Origin of the sequence: Flavobacterium sp. HJJ, assembly GCF_015351475.1 — a bacterium.
GTDB classification, from domain to species: domain Bacteria; phylum Bacteroidota; class Bacteroidia; order Flavobacteriales; family Flavobacteriaceae; genus Flavobacterium; species Flavobacterium marginilacus.
The window spans coordinates 84,570-105,839 of record NZ_JADKPR010000017.1 but is presented as its reverse complement, the minus strand read 5'-3'; the positions used below and the strand labels follow the sequence as shown (position 1 = coordinate 105,839).

Here is a 21,270-nt window from a genome sequence, read left to right as displayed (position 1 = left end):
ATGAATTGAATTGTTTAATATTGTCATAGATTTTTAAAATGAAATTTAACCGCAAAGTTCACAAAGAAGGCGCAAGGCACACAAAGCTTTGCGAACTTTGCGTAATCCTTTGTGACCTTTGCGGTTAAATGGTTATTTTTTGGGCTGGATTAAAATCACAAATTGTCATCCGATTTTATGTATTTTTGATTTTATAAAAAACAAACCTGTTCCAATGATTGAAATTAAAAAAGCCAATTTAGAAGACCTAATAACAATACAAAAAATAAGTATTGAATCTTTTACCGAAACATTTTCGGAAATAAACACTCCCGAAAACATGGAGAAATACCTAAAGGATAATTTCAACACGGCTCAATTGACTTTAGAAATAAACAATCCCAATTCGCCATTTTACATTGCTTATTGGGATAATGATCCTGTTGGATATCTTAAATTAAATTCAGGAAATGCACAAACTGAAACGATTGAAGACGAGACAATCGAAATTCAGCGTATTTATGTTTTGAAAGCTTTTCACGGAAAAAAAATAGGACAGCTGTTACTCGACAAAGCTATAAAAGTGGCGCAGGAATCTAATGTTGATTATGCTTGGCTTGGCGTTTGGGAAGAAAACCACAGAGCTTTACAGTTTTATACCAAAAATGGTTTTGTCACTTTCGACAAACATATTTTTACATTGGGTAATGACCAGCAAACCGATTTATTAATGAAACTGCCAATAAAGACCAACTCCTAATGACCAACTCTACCTCATCTATTACTAAAAATTCGAAATCCATACTTAACGCCGCGGTGATTGTAGCAGCGCTTGGTTATTTTGTTGACATTTATGATTTACTGCTTTTTGGAATCGTCCGTACGGACAGTCTGAAAGATTTAGGAATAACTGGCGATGCAGTCCGTGATCAGGGAGAATACCTCATCAGTATGCAGATGTTTGGTATGCTTTTCGGAGGAATTTTATGGGGAATTTTAGGAGACAAAAAGGGGCGGATATCTGTTTTGTTTGGTTCTATATTACTGTATTCGGCGGCAAATATTGCCAATGGACTGGTAACGACAGTTGATGGCTATGCTTTTTGGCGGCTGATTGCTGGTATTGGACTCGCAGGAGAACTGGGTGCCGGAATTACTCTGGTGGCCGAGTCCCTGCCTAAAGAAAAACGCGGTTACGGAACCATGATTGTGGCTTCGGTAGGTGTTTCGGGAGCTGTTGCAGCTTATTTGGTTTACCAGTTTTTTCAGGATTGGAGGCTGTGCTATTATGCCGGAGGAGGCCTTGGCATCCTGCTGTTGTTTTTAAGAATCAGCATTACCGAGTCGGGAATGTTCAAACAGGTACAGCAAAGTGATGAAAAGAAAGGAGATTTCTTGTCTTTGTTTACCAATACAAAAAGATTTTCAAAATACCTGCAATGCATACTTATTGGTGTACCGCTTTGGTTTTTGGTAGGTGTTTTGATTACTTTTTCACCCGAATTTGCTAAAGCTCTCGGAGTACAGCAGGCCGAAACCATAGCCGCAGGAAAAGCCATTGCTTTCTGCTATGCCGGATTGGTTTTTGGTGACATTGCCAGCGGTTTATTCAGCCAATGGTTCAAAAGCCGAAAAAAAATTATGTGCCTATTTCTGATTTCGAATCTAATAATGGTTTTTGTTTATTTGAACGCTTACGGAATTTCTCCTTCTGCCTTTTATCTTCTTTGCTTTGTCATGGGAATTTCTGTCGGATATTGGGTTTTGTTTGTAACCATCGCTGCAGAACAATTTGGAACAAATATTCGAGCAACAGTGACAACTACTGTTCCCAATTTTGTTCGAGGCTCTCTTCCGCTGATTATTTTAATCTATAGTTTTTTCAGAGACCGTATTTTTGAAGGTGATATTCTCAAAGCAGGAATGATTGTTGGCTCCTTATTATCAATCGCTTCATTGTTGGCATTATGGAAATTAAAGGAAACTTTCCATGTTGACTTGGACTATATCGAGAACAATAACGAAACTTTTATTTGAACCAATTTAATTTAAACTAAAACAAATTCCTGAATATTTGTTACATTTGAATGAAATTTAGAAAATGAAACTATTTTATCCTTTCTTTTTTTCGATGATATGCCAACTGGGTTTTTCGCAATCGGCAGAAACTTATTTTGAAAAAATCAGAAACAACGAAGCCGAACTCACGGCTTTTTTTACACAAATGCCTAAAGGAGGCGACTTACACCATCATTATTCCGGTTCAATTTATGCAGAGCCATTGTTGGCTCATGCTATAGCAAAAGATTTCTATCTCAACACGCAGACTATGACTGTGAGTCAGGAAAAGCAATCCGGAGCTGACTGGGTGCTATTCTCTACGCTTCAAAAGAACGGAGAACTGGATACCTACAAACAAAAAGTAATGCACAAGTGGTCTGCCAAAGATTACAATAATGTTGACTATCCTTCGGATAAATTATTTTTTGAATCTTTCATGAAATTTGAACCTGCCACACAGGGTAATTTTGAAGCTGGTTTATTAGAGCTGAAAAACAGGGCAATCAAAGAAAATGTCAGCTATATCGAAACTCAATTATCAACCATTCCTTGTGATATACAAACAGCTGATTTATCCAAATACAACAGTTATTTGAGAAAATTGTCGGCAGGTAAAAATGAAAAAGCTGTAATGCAGTCTTTGGATTCGCTGTATACCATTTTCATTAAAAAAGATGCCAAAAAATATGCAGCCGATTTTAATGAAAACTTTGTTGGCAAAATGCACGCAGCACTCAAAATCGATGATAGTCAGTTTACGATGCGCTACCAAAATTTTGTCTTACGCTTTATGGAACCTGTGAATTTATTCAAAAACTTAATCGTTGCTTTTATTTCGGCCGACAGCAGTCCGCTGATGGCGGGAGTTAATATCGTCTCCCCCGAAGACGGCGAAACTTCGATGAAAGATTATTGGTTACATATGGTTATGTTCAAATATTGCCACAGCCGTTTTCCGAAAGTAAAATACGCTATGCACGCTGGCGAACTTACCCTGGGACTTGTCCGCCCTGAGGAATTAAGCTGGCATATCAATGCAGCAGTTTATATTGCGGGAGCCAATAGAATCGGTCATGGAGTAGACATGGCCTACGAAGATAAAAGTTATGATTTGATGCGTTATATGGCAAAAAATAACATCCCTGTTGAAATCAATCTTGCGAGCAATGAGTTTATTTTAAAAGTAAAAGAAAACCGCCACCCTATTTTATTGTACAAAGAATTTGGTGTGCCGATTGTCATCAGCACGGACGATGCCGGAATACTGCGTACTAATATGACAGAGCAGTATGTTTTACTTGCCAAAAGGTACAAAACCATTACTTATAGCGATATTAAACAATTTGTCTACAACAGCATCAGCTATAGTTTTATACAAGATCCTGCGGTAAAAAAACAATTGACACTTGACTTGGATAATCGTTTTAAAACTTTTGAAGCTAATTTTAAAAACTAGTTTAATAGGCCACAGATTTAACGGATTCCACTAATTTTCACAGATTTTTTTAAGCAAATCGATTATATTTGCATCAGCGACCGAGTCTGTAAGATAAACAGGCGAACAAAATCCGTTGAATCCGTGTCATCCGTGTTCCTATATCGCACTGTATAGACGCAATAGCAAACCAGACCAAAATGAAACATTGGGACATCCTTTTAACCAATCAGGTTGACAAAAAAAGCTTTATAGACACTTTATTATCAAGCAGAATAGAAGGGAAATTATCGGTTTTTAACAACCAGAAAGGAATTCTGTTTTCCGATATTGCTATTCAAAAATTAATTGAGGAAGAATACATACACGATTCCATTGAAGCCACCACTGAATTCCACCGAAATCTGCGCACTTTTTCATCGGGAGAAAGAAAAAAGGAATTTATAAAATACTGCCTCAGACAAAACCCAGATTATATTATTCTAGATAATCCTATGGATCATTTAGATATTGCTTCGCGAATCGAATTATCAGCTGAGATTGAATCCATCTCACATTCGGTTGGTATCATTCAGTTAGTGAACAGAACTATTGATCTGCTTCCTTTTATTGTCAATAAAGCGCAGATAAATGACAATTCATTTGAACTGAAAGACATCAATACAATTGAAGATCATTACCTTGAAAATAATGAATATAAAATACCTATTCACAAAGAGATTTTTAAGGATGGTATTCTAATAAAAATGAATTCCGTTTCTGTTTCCTATGACGAAAGACCTATTATCGATTCGCTGTCGTGGACTATTAAACAAGGGGAATTCTGGCAGTTAATTGGTCCGAACGGTTCTGGAAAAAGCACTCTCCTATCGCTCATCACAGGGGAAAACACCAAAGGCTACGGTCAGGACATAGAACTTTTTGGAAGAAAAAAAGGAAGCGGTGAAAGCATTTGGGAAATCAAGAAGAAAATCGGGTCTTTCTCGACATCAATGACCGATTTATTTAACAGAAATACTACTTTGGAAGAAATGATTCTTTCCGGTTTTTTTGATTCTATCGGATTGTACAGACAGCCGACAACCTTACAGCGAAAAATTGTTTCACAATGGCTTGATGTAATCGAAATGACGCCGCTGAAAAAGAAAATCTTCAACAGGCTTTCCATTGGTCAGCAAAGGCTTGCACTTATTACCCGAGCAGTTCTCAAACATCCGCCGTTATTAATTCTAGACGAACCGCTGGAAGGATTGGACGACCATAATGTGGCATTAGTAATTCAGCTTATCAATACGATTAAAAAAGAAACGAACATCACCATACTGTTTGTTTCCCATAGAATGGAGCCTAATCTTGCACCTAATTCAGTTTTGGAACTGCAGACAGGTTCAACAGGATCTAAAGGAATTATAAAAGCTTTTGCTTCTTAATATAATTTCGGATAAATAATTCTGTAATGCTGTTTTTTAAACATTCCAACAATCCTCAAACTTGTCATTCCTGACAATATTGGGCGCAGGAGAATTATTTGAACTAAAACAAATCATATCAAAATAGAAAAATACTACTCCATGAAGTAAGAATGATTTTATAAAGTTTGTAACTTTTATACTGCCATCACGTATAATAATTTTAACTTTAAATCTAAAAAACTCATGGGTCCATTTATGATTGCCATTTTAGTCTTCGGGCTGATTATTCTTTTTTCTTCCTTTTTTACAGTTAAACAGCAGACTGCGGTTGTTGTAGAACGTTTTGGTAAGTTCTTGAGTATCCGCAACTCAGGTTTACAGCTTAAAGTGCCGATTATTGACAGAATTGCAGGCCGTGTAAACTTTAGAATCCAGCAGCTGGATGTAATTATTGAAACACAGACTAAAGACAATGTGTTTGTGAAAATGAAAATTTCGGTACAGTTTAAAGTCATTCCGGAGCACGCTTATGAAGCATTCTACAAGTTGGAATATCCGCATGACCAGATTACGGCTTACGTTTTTGACGTGGTACGTGCCGAGGTTCCAAAACTTATTCTGGATGATGTTTTTGCACGAAAAGATGATATTGCAATTGCTGTAAAAAGAGAATTAAATGAAGCAATGATGGCGTATGGATATGATATAATCAATACTTTGGTAACTGATATTGATCCGGATATTCAGGTAAAAAATGCGATGAACCGAATTAATGCTGCCGAAAGAGAAAAAACAGCTGCTATGTTCGAATCTGAAGCTCAGAGAATCAGAATTGTTGCAAAAGCAAAAGCCGAAGCCGAAAGTAAAAAACTGCAGGGTCAGGGTATTGCCGATCAAAGACGAGAAATTGCACGCGGTCTGGTAGAAAGTGTTGAAGTATTGAACGAAGTTGGAATCAATTCGCAGGAAGCATCAGCTCTAATCGTGATTACACAACATTATGACACACTGCAGGCGATTGGTGCCGATACGAATTCTAATTTAATACTTCTTCCAAATTCCCCACAGGCGGCAAGCGATATGCTGAATAGCATGGTAACAAGTTTTACAGCCTCAAACCTGATTGGAGAAGAAATGAAAAAACAGCCAAAACGCGTGAAAAAAATTGACCATACGTCAACTGATTTCAATCCTTCAGACACTTCAAATCCAGCGGGAGAATAACTGTTAGAGATTAGTCCTTGTCCTTAGTAATTAGGATAGGGGCATAAAAAAAGAGAAGCTTTGAGTTTATAAATTCAAGCTTCTCTTTTTATTTTTTCTATTTGCTGTAACTCTAAAGAATACTTTCCTCTAAGGACTAGGGACTCATAAAAGTACTAAATAACAAAGAAATTACTCCTCATCATCCACATGATGTGACTTAGAATATCCTCTCCATTTCTCAATACAATCCTGAAAATCCTGAGGCAGTTCGGTATCAAAACGCATCATTTCGCCTGTGTTTGGATGAACAAAACCAAGTGTTTTTGCATGTAGCGCCTGACGCGGCAAAGCTTTGAAACAATTCTCGATAAACTGTTTGTATTTAGTAAATGTTGTTCCTTTCAAAATTAGGTGGCCTCCGTAACGCTCATCATTAAAAAGCGGATGCCCAATGTGTTTCATGTGCGCACGGATCTGGTGTGTTCTTCCAGTTTCCAATTTACAGGAAATTAAGGTTACATACCCAAAACGTTCCAAAACTTTATAATGTGTAATGGCCGGTTTACCAATTTCGGGATCAGCAAAAACTGCCATCTGCATACGGTCCTTTAAATGACGTGCTAAGTTTCCTTCTATAGTTCCTGCATCTTGAGCAACATTTCCCCAAACTAATGCGATATACTCTCTTTCGGATGTTTTAGCTTCAAATTGTTTAGCAAGATGCGTCATTGCTGCTTCGGTTTTGGCAACAACTAATAACCCCGAAGTATCCTTGTCAATTCGATGAACCAGTCCCGGACGCTCACTGCTGTTCATTGGCAGATTCTCAAAATGAAACGCCAATGCATTTACCAGAGTTCCCGTATAATTCCCATGACCAGGATGAACCACCAATCCCGGCGGTTTATTGATTAACAAAAGTGCATCATCCTCATAAACGATATCCAGCGGAATATCCTCCGGATCTACCCTGTTTTCAAACGGCGGATGCGAAAGCATTATCTGAATCACATCAAAAGGTTTCACTTTGTAATTCGACTTTACAGTCAGATCATTTACAAAAATATTTCCGTCAGTAGCCGCGTTCTGAATTTTATTTCTAGTGGCATTCGGAATCAGACTCATCAGGTATTTGTCAATTCGCAGAATGGCCTGCCCTTTCGGCACCTCAAACCTGTAATGCTCAAATAATTCTTCGTCTAAATCCTCTATTGTTTCATTATTATTGTTCATTCGCTGGTGTTGCTGTATCTGTTGCGGGAACAGCTGTGCTGTCCACTGGTTCTTCTTCCTGATAACTTTCTTTTCCGTCTCCCAAAACCAAATCAATTTTAGAGGCTTTCAATACTCTGTCCCCTACTTTCAGGTTTCTGCCTTTATAACGCATTTCAAGAACCATGTCTTTTCCAAGGTTAGGAACATACGTAATTGTTCCTGCTTCCAGTCCAAGGGCTTTTAATGTAGGTACCGCTTCACGATATGTCTTCTCTATTAAATCCGGGATTCTCACAGATGAAAACCCAGAAGAATTAATTTTAATATATACTTTTCTGCCTACTTTTACTTTTGTACCAGGCATTGGATCCTGTTCTACAACACTATATTTTGGATAATCGCCTCTAAAATCAACACTATCCAGCAGCTCGTAATCCAAATCCAGTTCGTCCAGTTTCTCTTCCACCTGTTCCTCTGTTAATTTTCTCAAATCAGGAACAGCAATTTCATGCCCGTGATCTGTTGTAAAAGTCAGCCAATGCATAAATAAATAGGCTAAAACTGCAATAATCGCAAATGCAATTGCCACTTGTCCAAAAAAAACGCGGCTCGTAAGATATTTTTTTAAGCTCATAAATATTTTTGTTTCCCGCAAAGATAAAGCTATTTCGTTTCAAAAAAAATGATAATTTTGTTTAGTATGTGTTTAATCGGTTAATCGGTTAAACGTTTAATCGATTAAACTTATTTTATGAAAAACATTGCCATCATCATGGGCGGCTATTCAAGCGAATACAAGATCTCACTCATTAGCGGAAACGTAGTTTACCAATTCTTGGACAAAACAAAATACAACGGATTCAGAATCCACATTTTCAAAGAAAAATGGGTATATGTTGATGACAAAGACAATGAATTTCCAATAGACAAAAACGATTTTTCAACTACTGTAAACGGAACCAAAATCACTTTCGACTGTGTTTTTAATGCCATTCACGGCACACCAGGCGAAGACGGACTGATGCAGGCTTATTTCGAATTAATAGATCTTCCGCAGTCTTCCTGCGACTATTACCAAGCAGCATTAACGTTCAACAAGCGCGATATGCTTTCAGTTTTGAAACCGTACGGAATCAAAACTGCCACTTCCTACTATTTAAACAAAGGCGACAGCATCAATACTGCCGAAATTGTAAAAACAGTTGGTCTGCCATGTTTTGTAAAACCAAATAAATCGGGTTCAAGTTTCGGGATTTCCAAAGTAAAAACCGAATCCGAACTGCCAATCGCAATCGAAGTTGCGTATAAAGAAGATAACGAAATCATCATCGAAAGTTTCCTTGACGGAACCGAAGTTTCTGTCGGAGTTATCAACTATCAGGGAGAAATAATTGTTCTGCCGATTACCGAGATTGTTTCAGAAAATGATTTCTTCGATTACGAAGCCAAATACCAAGGGAAATCTCAGGAAATAACTCCTGCCAGAATCTCCGACGAAATGACTCAAAAAGTAAGCGAAGCAGCAAAACGCGCCTACGAAGTATTAAAAATGAAAGGTTTCTCCAGAAGCGAATTTATCTTTGTGAACGGAGAACCGCACATGCTGGAAATGAATACCATTCCGGGATTAACAACAGAAAGTTTAATTCCGCAGCAAGCCAAAGCTGCCGGAATTTCATTGACAGATTTATTTACCAACGCTATTGAGTTGGCGCTTAATTAAGTCGCTAAGACGCTGAAATTCTAAGATTTTATCCTGCAAGGTTTCCAAAACCTTGTAGGTATGTTTATAAAAACAATACCTACAAGGTCAAAAAAAAAGACCTTTAACAACAAAAAACAATAAGCCTATGATGGTATTGATTGGAACAAATGAAACCTGCCTGTCAAAAGGAACAATACCAAATATAAAATGCCCAAATTGCAATTTTCATTCTTCAATAGACTACAGTATTTCAACTAGATATACCTCATTAACATTAATCCCAATATTCCCCATTGGAAATGCTGTAAATATCGAATGCAATAATTGCTCAAAAGAAATTGAATTTGAAGAATTAGATGAGAACACTAAAATAAAACTCATTGAAGAAAATAAAAAGACAAATCAAAAAAGACCAATTTGGTTATTTTCTGGCATCATTCTATTAACATTTTATATTGCATATTTTTTTATAAATCTATATCAAACTAATGACAGAACTCAAGCTTTAGTAAAAACTCCAAATTTTGAAGATGTATATAATATGAAATTCTCAAATGGTTACTATTCTTCAATGAGAATAGACAAAGTAACAAATGACAGTGTTTATTTTACCCAAAACGATTATGACGTATATTTATCCTCAGAAATTGAAAGTATAAATAAAACAGAAAACTACACTAATAGAAAAATTAATTACTCAAAAAAGGATTTATTAAAACTGTATGATGACAATGAAATAATATCAATCATTAGAAACTAAAAATCTTAGCGACTTAGCAACTCAGAAACTTAAAAAAAATGAATAAAAACAGAATCGAAGCCTTTAGCGATGGCGTTTTAGCCATAATTATAACGATTATGGTATTAGAAATCAGAGCTCCGGAACATTCTACCTTTGAGAGTCTGCTTCCCTTGATTCCTGTTTGTCTGAGTTATGTATTGAGTTTTATTTATGTTGGAATTTATTGGAATAACCACCATCACATGTTTCAGGTTGTCAAAAAAATAGATGGTTCGGTGCTATGGTACAATACTATGTTGTTGTTTTGGCTGTCTTTGATTCCTTTTGCGACAAGCTGGATGGGAGGACAATCATTTGCAACAATTCCTGTTGCCTCCTATGGTTTCATATTATTGATGTGCGCTATTTCATACATTACACTTCAAAACAAAATTATAAAACTCGAAGGAAAAGAATCTGTTTTACACCATGCTGTAAATAAAGACAATAAAGGAAAACTATCAATGGCCTGTTATATTTCAGCAATTCCTTTAGCTTTTGTATCTCCTCTTATTTCAGGAATCCTTTATATTTTTGTGGCATTAATATGGATTATTCCAGACAAAAGAATTGAAAATCAAATCAACAAAATCTAAAATGAAATCGCTGGCTTTCTAAATCATAAATAGAAATTAGAGCGTGGCGATACCATATTCCGATAAAAAAATATAAACTGAAATGAAAAAAGCCATATTCCCAGGGTCATTTGATCCAATTACCTTAGGACACGAAGATATCATCAACAGAGGGATTTCATTATTTGATGAAATCGTTATTGCCATTGGTGTCAATGCCGAAAAAAAATACATGTTCTCACTCGAGGAAAGAAAACGTTTCATCGAAGAAACATTCAAAAACGAGCCTAAAGTCAAGGTTATCACTTATGAAGGACTGACCATCGATTTGTGTCAAAAAATTAAAGCCGATTTTATCCTGAGAGGCCTCCGCAATCCCGCCGATTTCGAATTTGAAAAAGCCATCGCTCACACGAACAGACGATTGTCCAAAATTGAAACTGTCTTTTTATTAACCGCAGCCCGAACTTCCTATATCAGTTCCAGTATCGTGAGAGACGTTATCCGAAATCACGGTGAATATGAAATGCTGGTTCCGGAAGCGGTGAGGGTGAAATTACATAAGTAACAAAAGAATCTAGAGATTTTTTTTAGACCTAACAGGTTTTTAAAACCTGTTAGGTCTTCATAAACTTGCAAAACCTTCCAATTAACTGTATTTTTGCAGTCTAAAAAACACACACTTTATAATGAGCTTCGAAAGAGAATTAAATAAACGCAGCGGTTCACAATGTGAATTATGCGCTGCCACCGAAAACCTAAAAGAATACCAAGTATTACCAACTCAAAAAGGAGGTTTAGACGAAAGCATTTATGCCTGCTCTACTTGTATTGATCAAATAGAGAATCCTGGTCATGAAGATTTAAACCATTGGAGATGTTTAAATGACAGTATGTGGAATGAACATATTCCAGTACAGGTGGTTGCCTGGAGAATGTTAAGCCGTTTACGCAATCAAGATTTACTGGAACAAATGTATCTGGATGAAGATACACTGGCATGGGCACAAGCCACAGGAGAAGGAGAAGATGATGAAAACAAAATAATTCACCGAGATGTGAACGGTGTAGTTTTAGCCCACGGAGATTCGGTAGTATTGATCAAAGACTTAAAAGTAAAAGGATCTAGCATGGTGGCCAAACAAGGAACTTCGGTACGAAACATTCGCCTGGACCACGAAAATGCAGAATACATTGAAGGAAAAGTAGATGGACAGCAGATTGTGATTATCACACAGTATGTTAAGAAGATATAGATTGCAGATTGCAGATTGCAGATTGCAGATTGCAGATTGCAGATTGCAGATTGCAGATTGCAGATTGCAGATTGCAGATTGCAGATTGCAGATTGCAGATTGCAGATTGCATAAAAAAAGTCCTCGAAATCGAGGACTTTTTTATGAAGTCAATTTTAGTCTTAATACTTAATTCTAAAATCTTAATTCTTCTTCAACTAGCTTTTTTGAAATAATTTTTCAACCTGCTCTTTTGATAATGGCTCAGAAATATGAGTAGAACCAGCTTCCTTACTAGAAACCATAAATTGTACGGTAGTTTTGTCAGAGCTTGCAATGTAATGAAGCCAAACGAAATTATTAGGTAATTCTAATTTTACATCATTCAAAGGACTTGCAGTAAATCCTTTTGATATGATTCCGTAAAAACTTTGGTATGCATTATCAACATTTTTGAATGTAAAAGCCTTTAAAGACGACTCAGCATCCTCTGATTGAACTGTTGTATAGTAAAATGTAAACTCATCTCCTATTTTTTGCACATAAAAACTATTATTTACTCTGCCTAATTTCTCAACAGGAACAGTTTCAAGAACTTTAATTTGACTAAAACCAACAGTACTAATAAATAAAACAGCAATCGCAATAACTTTTTTCATAATTTATTTGGGGTTTAATGATATACTCTATCCAATAAGTATTTATCCGCAAACATAATAATAAAAAAAATTAACTCCTTTATCAATCCTATTTTTTATTAACATAAAAATCAATTATTTTGTTTGTAATTTCACTTGTCGTGATAAACAGCAATAAAAAAATCGTTCCAAAAACAGTTTTGAACGATTTTTACAAAAAACTACAGTGCCTAATCTACATTAACTACCATGTAATTAGGATCCTCTATAATATTTATATCAATAATTGTTTCCGCATTTTTTAATAACCTGATGCAGTCAGGACTTAAATGCCGTAAATGCACTTTTTTTCCAATCTTAGAATATCGCAGTGTGACAGTATTCAAAGCTTCAATTGCCGACATATCTGCAATACGGCTTTCTTTGAAATCAATAACTACTTCATCTGGATCATTCAGCACATCAAATTTCTCTGCAAATACAGCTGTTGATGCAAAAAAGAGAGGTCCGTAAATTTCATAATGCTTCACTCCTTTTTCATCAACATACTTTTTGGCACGAATTCTTTTTGCGCTTTCCCAAGCGAAAACCAAAGCCGAAACAACAACTCCAATCAAAACTGCCAAAGCTAAATTATGTAATAAAACTGTAATCGAAGCCACAATTACTACAACAAAGACATCGTGATTTGGCATTTTATTGACAATCCTTAAACTAGCCCATTCAAATGTCCCGATAGCAACCATAATCATTACTCCTGTCAAAGCAGCCATTGGCAATTTTTCGATAACAGGGGCACCAAATAAAATAATCAGAAGAATAGTCAATGAAGCCACAACTCCTGACAAACGCGCTCTAGAACCTGCAGAAAGATTTACTAAAGTCTGCGCAATCATTGGACAGCCACCCATCCCAAAGAAAAAACCATTCAATATATTAGAACTTCCCTGTGCAATACACTCGCGGTTACCGTTCCCTTTAGTTCCAGTAATTTCATCAACTAAATTTAAAGTCAGTAAGCCTTCTGTCAGTCCAACAGCTCCCATAATCAAGGCATATGGAAAAATTATCTGCAGTGTTCCCAAGTTAAATGGTATATTCGGAATATGAAATGGAGGAAAACCACCGCTTATTGATGCAATATCTTTCACCGTTTTAGTTTCAATTCCAAAGAAAAAAACCAATGCAAAGACCGTCATAATAGCTATCAATGAAGCAGGAACTGCTTTTGTCAATTTGGGTACCAGCATCACAATCGCAATAGTCAAAGCCGTTAAACCAGCCATAATATACATTGGATCTCCAGAAATCCAGACAGTTTCGTGATTAACAACTGTTTTAAACTGCTCCAGCTGTGACATAAATATCACGATTGCTAAACCATTTACAAACCCAAACATGACAGGATGAGGGACCAATCTAATGAATTTGCCTAATTTAAAAAGACCTACTAAAATCTGCAGTACACCTGCTAAAGCTACAGCAGCAAAAACATATTCCAGACCATTAGATTTCATCAAAGCAATTAACACAATCACCGTTGCACCAGCTCCGCCTGAAATCAACCCTGGCCTTCCTCCAAAAATTGCCGTAACAAAACCTGCTATAAAAGCCGCATACAAACCAGTCAAAGGAGGAAATCCAGCCAATATAGCAAAAGACAACGATTCTGGAATCATCGTCATAGCCACTGTAAATCCTGCTAAAATTTCAGTTTTGTAATTTACTTTCTGTGAGAAGTCGAATAAATTAAGTAGTTTTTTCATGAAACAATTTTAGAATCAAACTGAGTACTGATTATTCTTCTTCTTTCTTAATCACCTTTCTGGCAACTTCAATCTTGAATTTCCTGCCTTTCATTTTTTCGTCCTTAATATTATAAAGCAGCTCTTTTACTTTATTATATTTTACAGCTGCAAACGAAATAAAATCCTTTACTTCAATTAATCCTAAATCGCCTTTCTCGAGTCTTCCTTTTTGAGAAAAGAAACCAACGATATCAATTTTATTTAACTTATTTTTCTTTCCGCCGCTAATGTAAATAGTTTGAAACTCGGGCGGTTTTGGCAGATTTGTATTGTTTTCTACATTTAAAACCGGCATTCCGTAATCAACATAATCCAGTTTTTTTTCACTTTCATTTACAATAAGATAAGCAGTACCAGAGGCCTGCATACGGGCAGTTCTACCGTTTCTATGTGTAAATTCATCTTCTTTTAATGGTAAATGATAATGAATTACATGTTTCATTTCTGGAATATCCAATCCGCGCGCTGCTAAATCCGTAGTGATTAAATAACTCATACTCCCATTACGGAATTGAATCAAGGCTCTTTCTCGTTCCTCCTGATCCATACCGCCATGATAATAGGTTGAAAAAATTCCTTTTTCATTCAAAGTGTCACTAATACGTTCTGCTGCATCGCGGTGATTGCAAAAAATAATCGCCGATTGTGATTTTAAGGAACAGATTAAATTGAATAAACTTCCCAATTTGTCTTTTTCTTTCGAGATTACCATTTTGGTAACCAAATTACTTTCCTGCTCTTCTTCCGTTGGTATAAAATCTAAAACCGTAGGATTTACCACTCGGGTGTATTTTGGAATTTCAATATCTGATGTAGCCGAAACTAAAATACGTTTATTTAGTTTGCTAAGTTTGCCAATAATAAAAGACATTTGCTCATGAAAACCTAACTGCAGCGATTTATCAAACTCGTCTAAGATTAATGTCTGTATTTTATCCAATCGAAAAGTGCCTCTGTCGATATGATCTGCAATCCGGCCAGGAGTCCCTATCAAAACTGCAGGCGGATTACTAAGATTTTTGATTTCAGTATCAATAGAATGCCCGCCATAGCAGACATTTACTTTGTAATCGGTTCCCATTTTTTTCCAAACCTGTTCAATCTGAAGTCCAAGTTCACGAGAAGGAACTAAAATAAGGCATTGAACCGATAAAATTTCTGGCTGCAGCATTTCGAAAACCGGCAGTAAAAATGCCAGTGTTTTTCCCGAACCTGTTGGAGAAAGCAGTAAAACATTATTATCGTTCAGGATAACATCTTGTGCGGTTTCCTGCATTTCGTTCAGGCTTTCGATGCCTAAATTCAGTAATATATTGTTGGAATGGTGTTTCTTATTCATTTTGCAAAGGTAAAGCCAATTATGAATTAATAATTATGAATTACAAAAAAAGCACTAATTCTCACTATTTAATTTGTGAAAATTGTGCAATTAGTACTAACTATTTTGCTTTGAAATCTTTTTTATTTCAAAGATAGTTATTAAATAAATGACTATCCGTGACTAATACCAAATTGATAAAATTGGCTACAGATTATAAAGATTAACACAGATTTCTAAAAAATGCATGTAAAATCTGTGAGACTCTGTGTAATCTGTGGCAAAAAAACATTTAGTATGCTTTGCCGATAGTCATGTTAAATAATATCGTCTTCAAATAGTAATTTTATATTTTCGTAGGAATTCTGCAAAGCTTCTTGTATTTGTTCTGGATTCAGCCAGGCAACTTTTTCAATTCCTTCTTCTAACTGGCCTTTTGGAGTACCTTCAAATGCAGTGTGCATTTCAAACCAATGGGTTATTTTTAATTTGTATTTACCGTTTCGTTTAAAAATATGATAAGTTTTCTGCAGCTTTTTTACAACTTTCAATTCGTTCACGCCTGTTTCTTCTTCAACTTCGCGCATTGCCGTTTCTTCAATCAGTTCGCCTTTGTCAGTCCCTCCTTTTGGCAGATCCCACTTTCCATTTCTGAAAATAAATAAAACCTCCCCTTTTTTATTATAAACCAAACCTCCCCCAGCTTTATTTACAGAAATTTTGGCTTTCAGAGTTTTCATAATCACACTTTCGTCAGGGTGATACAGATATGCTTTCTTAATTTTATTCTGAAACATTTTTACAATAACTTGCTTAACATCAATACTATCAAGCAGGAAAAGCTGAAAATCAGTTTCTTTAGAAATTTGATTTGTCAAAAAAAGTGGTTTGTCGTTAACAAAAACTTTATACATTTGTATTATGATTTTTAATAAAGATACAGCCGAAAAAACAGCCGAATTGCTTTTGCAAATAAATGCAATTAAATTGAATCCAGGAAATCCTTTTACATGGGCTTCTGGATGGAAATCGCCTATATATTGCGATAATCGTTTAATCCTCTCGTTTCCAGCCATAAGAAATTATGTAAGAGACGAATTTTCTAAAAACATCGAAAAGCAGTTTGGTAAACCTGATGTAATTGCTGGTGTAGCCACTGGAGCAATAGGCATAGGAATGCTGGTTGCCGAGAGCATGGGACTTCCTTTTGTGTATGTCCGTCCAGAACCCAAAAAACATGGACGACAAAACCAAGTAGAAGGTTTTCTGCAAAAAGGACAAAGCGTAGTAATTATAGAAGATTTAATAAGCACTGGAAACAGCAGCCTGCTTGCCGTTGAAGGCTTACGCGAGGCAGGAGCAGTTATAAAAGGAATGGCAGCCATATTCACTTATGGATTTGATGTTGCAGACCAAAACTTTAAAAATGCTAAAATCGATTTATATACACTGAGCAATTATCAAAATTTACTGAATCTGGCAGTTGCAAAGAGCTATATAACCGAAAAAGAAGAGCAGACACTGAGAGAATGGAATGTCAGCCCATCCACTTGGAATGTATAATTTTATACTGCACAATCAGAATACAAACAAAATACTACTATGAATTTAGAAAGCCCAAGGGTTACCGTTGAAAAATCTGCCCAAGAATTATTCGATTTATTGAGCGATGTAAAAAACTTCGAAAAATTAATGCCGGATAATATTGCAAAATTTGAAATCACTGGCGAAGATGCTTTTATTTTTGGATTAAAGGGAATGCCTGAAATCAAATTAAAAATGAAAGATAAAACAGCTCCAAACAAAATAGTTTTGGGTGCAGCAAGCGATAAACTTCCATTTTCCTTAGTAGCTAATATTGACTCTGTCTCCGAAAATTCCAGTGCTGTAAAACTGGATTTTGAAGGCGAATTCAACGCAATGATGGCTATGATGGTAAAAGGACCAATTTCTAAATTTATTGAGACCTTGGCAGCCAATATGATAAAACTGTAAAATCTTTTATAAACAAAAAAATACAGAAAAGCCTTTTAGTTTTTAGCTAAAAGGCTTTTTTAGTATAACATCTGTACTTCTTTAAGACTGTATTCGCAGACAGTATCATCTTCTAACAGAATCTGAAGTTTCCCTATAGCCGAAACCCCTTTTATAATACCCATAAAATTGATTTGATCTGCATCGGCAAAAGCCGCAGGCATTTCAATTTTAAATAATTCATTAGTATACTCCTGCCATAAATCCTGTGCTTTTACTTCATAACCTGCTATCATTTTTTCCATTTTTGATACTATTGAAAAAAGGATTTCTTCTTTATCAAATGCAGTATTACAAACCAAAGCCATAGAAGAAGCTCTGGGCAGATCTTGAAATTCCACCTGATTAACATTCAGCCCCAGACCAACAATAGACGTGATTGATCCATCGCCTTTAATACTATTCTCTATCAGTATGCCACCAATCTTCTTATTAGCTGACATAATGTCGTTTGGCCATTTAATACTCAATTCTGGAATATTATATTTTTTTAAAGCCCTGATTACCGAAAGTGAAACCACTACATTTAGATTAAAAACAGCTTCATAATCAAATAAAAAATCCTTAACCAAAACACTCATAATAAGATTCTTACCCGGTTCAGAATTCCATTTTGCCCCCATCTGCCCCTTCCCTTTCGACTGGGTTTCAGCAGTAATAACTGTAAAGTTTTGAACCTCCTGTCTATTCGACAGCCCTTTTAGAAACTCATTTGTAGAATCTATGGCATCGAGTTTGATTAACTTCATTTGGATTTATTTTGAAAAACATAATTTAATATTATGTTAAGGTTCAAAATTAATCACAAAAAATGGTAACTTTACAAATTCATATAAAAAAATACATGACGAAAAAGATTATAAACAATGATGCTCTATTGGCAAACATCATAAAAGGAATAGAAGAAGTAAAAGGAAGTGATATCGATATTTTAGATTTAAGAGAAATAGACACTGCAGTTTGTGACTATTTTGTAATATGCAATGGTAATTCAAATACACAAGTAAATGCTATTGTTAATTCAATTCAAAAAACAGTTTCTAAAGATTTAAAAGACAAACCTTGGCATGTTGAAGGTTCTGATGTAGCCGAATGGGTATTAATGGATTATGTTCACATCGTAGTACATGTATTTCAAAAACACATTCGTGAATATTATAACATTGAAAGTCTTTGGGGTGATGCCAAAATCACTAAAATCGAAAACAAATATTAAAGAAACAATCTTCTAATGGCTAAAGAAAATAATCCAAATTCAAATAAATTTAAGGTAAGTCCTTGGTTAGTATACACTGCAATAATATTGATTTTTTTAGCAATAAGCTTTGCAACCGGCGGATCAAACTTTCAAGAACCAGGTCAGCTAAAATCGTCTGAGATTGATAACATGCTGGCTAAAGGACAAATTAAAAATGTTGTCATTTTCAACAATAAAGATGCAGAAATTTATCTTTCGGATGCTGCATTAAAAGACCCTGCAAATAAAAAAGTTGCAAAAAATGTTTTAGATCAGCCTAATAAAGGTCCTCATTACACAACAAAATTTGGAGACCTTAAATCATTTCAAGAAAAACTTGACAAGGCCAAGATTGAAAAGAAATTAGTCGATTACGATTTTAAAGATTCCAGCAATTGGACAGATATCTTAATAAGCCTGCTGCCAATAATAATCATTATAGGTGTATGGATTTTTATCATGAGAAAAATGTCTGGCGGACCAGGAGGCGGAGGCGGACAGATTTTCAATATTGGAAAATCAAAAGCAAAACTGTTTGACGAAAAAACAGATATCAAAACCACTTTTAAAGACGTAGCTGGATTAGAAGGTGCCAAAGAAGAAATACAGGAAATTGTAGAATTTCTTAAAAACCCTGAAAAATATACTAATCTGGGAGGTAAAATCCCTAAGGGAGCACTATTAGTAGGGCCTCCAGGGACAGGTAAAACTTTATTAGCCAAAGCGGTTGCCGGTGAAGCTCAAGTGCCGTTTTTCTCTCTTTCTGGTTCTGATTTTGTGGAAATGTTCGTAGGAGTAGGTGCTTCACGTGTACGTGATCTTTTCAAACAAGCCAAAGAAAAATCTCCAGCAATTATTTTTATCGACGAAATTGATGCGGTAGGTAGAGCCCGAGGAAAAAGCAATATGTCAGGCGGTAACGACGAAAGAGAAAATACTCTGAATCAATTACTGACTGAGATGGACGGTTTCGGAACTAATTCAAATGTAATTGTTCTTGCAGCGACAAACAGAGCCGATGTTTTAGACAAAGCCCTGATGCGTGCCGGACGTTTTGACAGACAGATTTTTGTGGACTTACCAGACATTCGTGAAAGAGCTGAAATTTTCCAAGTTCACTTAGGACCTATCAAAAAAGTAGAAGGACTTGATCTCGATTTCCTTGCCAAACAGACTCCAGGTTTCTCTGGTGCCGATATTGCTAATGTTTGTAACGAAGCCGCTTTGATTGCTGCCCGTAACAACAAAACTGCAGTTGACAAACAGGATTTTCTTGATGCCGTAGACAGAATTATCGGCGGTCTTGAAAAGAAAAACAAAATTATTACTCCTGAAGAAAAAAGAGCAATCGCCATTCACGAAGCTGGTCACGCAACTGTAAGCTGGATGCTTGAGCATGCTGCACCGCTTATTAAAGTGACTATTGTACCCCGCGGACAAAGTCTGGGAGCAGCATGGTACCTTCCTGAAGAAAGACAAATCGTCAGAACAGATCAAATGTTAGACGAAATGTGCGCAACTATGGGAGGAAGAGCAGCGGAGAAAGTAACTTTTGACAGAATTTCGACTGGAGCACTTAGTGACTTAGAAAAAGTAACACGCCAAGCCCGCGCAATGGTAACAATTTATGGTTTGAATGACAAAATAGGAAATGTTACTTATTACGATTCATCAGGGCAAAGCGAATACAGTTTTTCTAAACCTTATTCTGATGATACTGCCAAAATAATTGATGCTGAAATTTCAGAATTAATCGAAGGACAATACGTTAGAGCTATTCAGATTTTAGAAGAAAACAAAGATAAATTAAACCAGCTTGCTGATATTTTAATCGAAAAAGAAGTAATCTTCAAAGATGATTTAGAAGCTATATTTGGTCAGAGAACATTCGACAAAAATTTAGGCGAAGTAGTTTCGTAATTTAAAAATTAACAAATATTTAAAATCTTAATTCAAAACCTCGTTTTGAATTAAGATTTTTTTATCTTTGAACGTTTTCAAGTAACACAAAACGATTAGTAACAAATATGAATCTTTTTAAAAAATTATTTGGTTCTAATGATCCTTCATCTGATGAAGGCATGAACGATAATTCAAATAAACCAAATCCAGATATTAACTCCCCTTTGGATGAACAGTTCATCTATAATTTTAAAAAAAACGGCGGGAAATTTTTATACTGTGAAAATTTAGATGAAGTAAAAGAGCAATTTGAAAATATACTTGAAGAAAATGACTGGTTTGAAACTGAAGCTTTATGTTACGAACCAAAATTGTTTTTTTTATTAGATGAAAACAAACTTACATACGGTCAAAATATAAACCCTAAATTTTTATTATCCGGCTGCGAAAATCTAATAACTGAAGAAGGATCAATTTTATTTTCCTCCAATCAGATTAAGCAGAAAAAACCAAATGATTTACCTGCCAATATCATAATTTTGGCAAAAACAAGCCAGATTGTTGAAGGTAAAAGTGAAGGACTTAGTGCTATCAGAAAAAAATATTTAACAGAATACCCTACCAATATCACAACTATCAAATATTTCGAAAAAGCCAAAGAGGAAGATTTCACTCAGTATGGAAGTTCCGCAAAAAATTTATACCTATTGCTCTTAGAAGATCTTTAAA

The 21,270-nt window shown here is 35.6% G+C and carries 22 protein-coding genes; 15 read left to right on the top strand and 7 right to left on the bottom strand.

The features are described 5' to 3' along the window. The first annotated feature begins 214 nt into the window (after positions 1-214). The 5 genes from IRZ80_RS14200 to IRZ80_RS14180 all read left to right on the top strand — a co-directional run bounded on the left by IRZ80_RS14200 (position 215) and on the right by IRZ80_RS14180 (position 6,111). A complete protein-coding gene (locus IRZ80_RS14200) occupies positions 215-739 on the top strand; it encodes a GNAT family N-acetyltransferase (RefSeq protein ID WP_194642231.1) in 525 nt (174 codons plus the stop codon). Beyond that, positions 739-2,016, top strand: a complete 1,278-nt coding sequence (locus IRZ80_RS14195) for an MFS transporter (protein WP_194642230.1) — start codon at positions 739-741, stop codon at positions 2,014-2,016. Before IRZ80_RS14200 ends, IRZ80_RS14195 begins: the two co-directional genes overlap by 1 nt. A gap of 64 nt (positions 2,017-2,080) precedes the next feature. Further along, on the top strand, positions 2,081-3,496 hold the full coding sequence (locus tag IRZ80_RS14190; protein WP_194642229.1) for an adenosine deaminase: 1,416 nt from the start codon (positions 2,081-2,083) through the stop codon (positions 3,494-3,496). Between the two features lie 179 nt (positions 3,497-3,675). Further along, positions 3,676-4,905, top strand: coding sequence for an ATP-binding cassette domain-containing protein (locus IRZ80_RS14185; RefSeq protein ID WP_194642228.1), 1,230 nt, complete (start codon positions 3,676-3,678; stop codon positions 4,903-4,905). Between the two features lie 225 nt (positions 4,906-5,130). After that, the gene (locus IRZ80_RS14180; protein WP_194642227.1) at positions 5,131-6,111 is read left to right on the top strand and encodes an SPFH domain-containing protein; all 981 of its coding nucleotides are present in this window, start codon (positions 5,131-5,133) and stop codon (positions 6,109-6,111) included. A gap of 171 nt (positions 6,112-6,282) precedes the next feature. Here IRZ80_RS14180 and IRZ80_RS14175 read toward each other — a convergent pair whose 3' ends face one another. Beyond that, entirely contained in the window at positions 6,283-7,326 is a 1,044-nt protein-coding gene (locus IRZ80_RS14175; protein WP_194642226.1) for an RluA family pseudouridine synthase, read from the bottom strand. Then, positions 7,316-7,942, bottom strand: a complete 627-nt coding sequence (locus tag IRZ80_RS14170; protein WP_194642225.1) for a PASTA domain-containing protein — start codon at positions 7,940-7,942, stop codon at positions 7,316-7,318. Before IRZ80_RS14170 ends, IRZ80_RS14175 begins: the two co-directional genes overlap by 11 nt. A gap of 117 nt (positions 7,943-8,059) precedes the next feature. Between IRZ80_RS14170 and IRZ80_RS14165 the strand changes: the two genes are divergently transcribed. From IRZ80_RS14165 to IRZ80_RS14145, 5 genes are all read left to right on the top strand, one after another. Beyond that, on the top strand, positions 8,060-9,031 hold the full coding sequence (locus IRZ80_RS14165; protein WP_194642224.1) for a D-alanine--D-alanine ligase: 972 nt from the start codon (positions 8,060-8,062) through the stop codon (positions 9,029-9,031). A gap of 127 nt (positions 9,032-9,158) precedes the next feature. Next, complete coding sequence (locus tag IRZ80_RS14160; RefSeq protein WP_194642223.1) at positions 9,159-9,773, top strand: hypothetical protein; 615 nt, start codon at positions 9,159-9,161, stop codon at positions 9,771-9,773. 38 nt (positions 9,774-9,811) lie between these two features. Further along, positions 9,812-10,390, top strand: coding sequence for a TMEM175 family protein (locus IRZ80_RS14155; protein WP_194642222.1), 579 nt, complete (start codon positions 9,812-9,814; stop codon positions 10,388-10,390). An 82-nt stretch (positions 10,391-10,472) separates the two neighbouring features. Then, positions 10,473-10,937, top strand: coding sequence for a pantetheine-phosphate adenylyltransferase (coaD, locus tag IRZ80_RS14150; RefSeq protein ID WP_194642221.1), 465 nt, complete (start codon positions 10,473-10,475; stop codon positions 10,935-10,937). 121 nt (positions 10,938-11,058) lie between these two features. Continuing rightward, positions 11,059-11,625 carry a PhnA domain-containing protein gene (locus tag IRZ80_RS14145; protein WP_194642220.1) on the top strand — a complete coding sequence of 189 codons (567 nt, stop codon included), beginning with the start codon at positions 11,059-11,061 and terminating at the stop codon, positions 11,623-11,625. A gap of 197 nt (positions 11,626-11,822) precedes the next feature. Here the strand turns inward: IRZ80_RS14145 and IRZ80_RS14140 are convergent, their stop codons facing one another. The 4 genes from IRZ80_RS14140 to IRZ80_RS14125 form a co-directional block, all read right to left on the bottom strand. Then, positions 11,823-12,263 (bottom strand): hypothetical protein, encoded by a 441-nt coding sequence (locus tag IRZ80_RS14140; protein ID WP_194642219.1) that lies wholly within the window; start codon positions 12,261-12,263, stop codon positions 11,823-11,825. Between the two features lie 209 nt (positions 12,264-12,472). Continuing rightward, positions 12,473-14,008: a SulP family inorganic anion transporter gene (locus IRZ80_RS14135; protein ID WP_194642218.1), complete on the bottom strand. Its 1,536-nt coding sequence runs from the start codon at positions 14,006-14,008 to the stop codon at positions 12,473-12,475. Between the two features lie 31 nt (positions 14,009-14,039). Further along, complete coding sequence (locus IRZ80_RS14130; RefSeq protein WP_194642217.1) at positions 14,040-15,389, bottom strand: DEAD/DEAH box helicase; 1,350 nt, start codon at positions 15,387-15,389, stop codon at positions 14,040-14,042. Positions 15,390-15,685: 296 nt separating this feature from the next. Then, positions 15,686-16,282 carry an NUDIX hydrolase gene (locus IRZ80_RS14125; protein ID WP_194642216.1) on the bottom strand — a complete coding sequence of 199 codons (597 nt, stop codon included), beginning with the start codon at positions 16,280-16,282 and terminating at the stop codon, positions 15,686-15,688. Positions 16,283-16,289: 7 nt separating this feature from the next. On the opposite strand from IRZ80_RS14125, the gene pyrE reads away from it, so the two are divergent. Next, positions 16,290-16,931, top strand: coding sequence for an orotate phosphoribosyltransferase (gene pyrE, locus IRZ80_RS14120; RefSeq protein WP_194642215.1), 642 nt, complete (start codon positions 16,290-16,292; stop codon positions 16,929-16,931). Positions 16,932-16,970: 39 nt separating this feature from the next. Beyond that, positions 16,971-17,363 (top strand): SRPBCC family protein, encoded by a 393-nt coding sequence (locus tag IRZ80_RS14115; RefSeq protein ID WP_194642214.1) that lies wholly within the window; start codon positions 16,971-16,973, stop codon positions 17,361-17,363. A 59-nt stretch (positions 17,364-17,422) separates the two neighbouring features. Here the strand turns inward: IRZ80_RS14115 and IRZ80_RS14110 are convergent, their stop codons facing one another. Beyond that, positions 17,423-18,151 carry a biotin--[acetyl-CoA-carboxylase] ligase gene (locus IRZ80_RS14110; protein WP_194642213.1) on the bottom strand — a complete coding sequence of 243 codons (729 nt, stop codon included), beginning with the start codon at positions 18,149-18,151 and terminating at the stop codon, positions 17,423-17,425. A gap of 95 nt (positions 18,152-18,246) precedes the next feature. Between IRZ80_RS14110 and rsfS the strand changes: the two genes are divergently transcribed. The 3 genes from rsfS to IRZ80_RS14095 all read left to right on the top strand — a co-directional run bounded on the left by rsfS (position 18,247) and on the right by IRZ80_RS14095 (position 21,269). Next, positions 18,247-18,618, top strand: coding sequence for a ribosome silencing factor (rsfS, locus tag IRZ80_RS14105; RefSeq protein ID WP_194642244.1), 372 nt, complete (start codon positions 18,247-18,249; stop codon positions 18,616-18,618). 15 nt (positions 18,619-18,633) lie between these two features. Further along, positions 18,634-20,559, top strand: a complete 1,926-nt coding sequence (ftsH, locus tag IRZ80_RS14100) for an ATP-dependent zinc metalloprotease FtsH (protein WP_194642212.1) — start codon at positions 18,634-18,636, stop codon at positions 20,557-20,559. 107 nt (positions 20,560-20,666) lie between these two features. Further along, positions 20,667-21,269: an LUD domain-containing protein gene (locus tag IRZ80_RS14095; protein WP_194642211.1), complete on the top strand. Its 603-nt coding sequence runs from the start codon at positions 20,667-20,669 to the stop codon at positions 21,267-21,269. Position 21,270 lies beyond the last annotated feature (1 nt).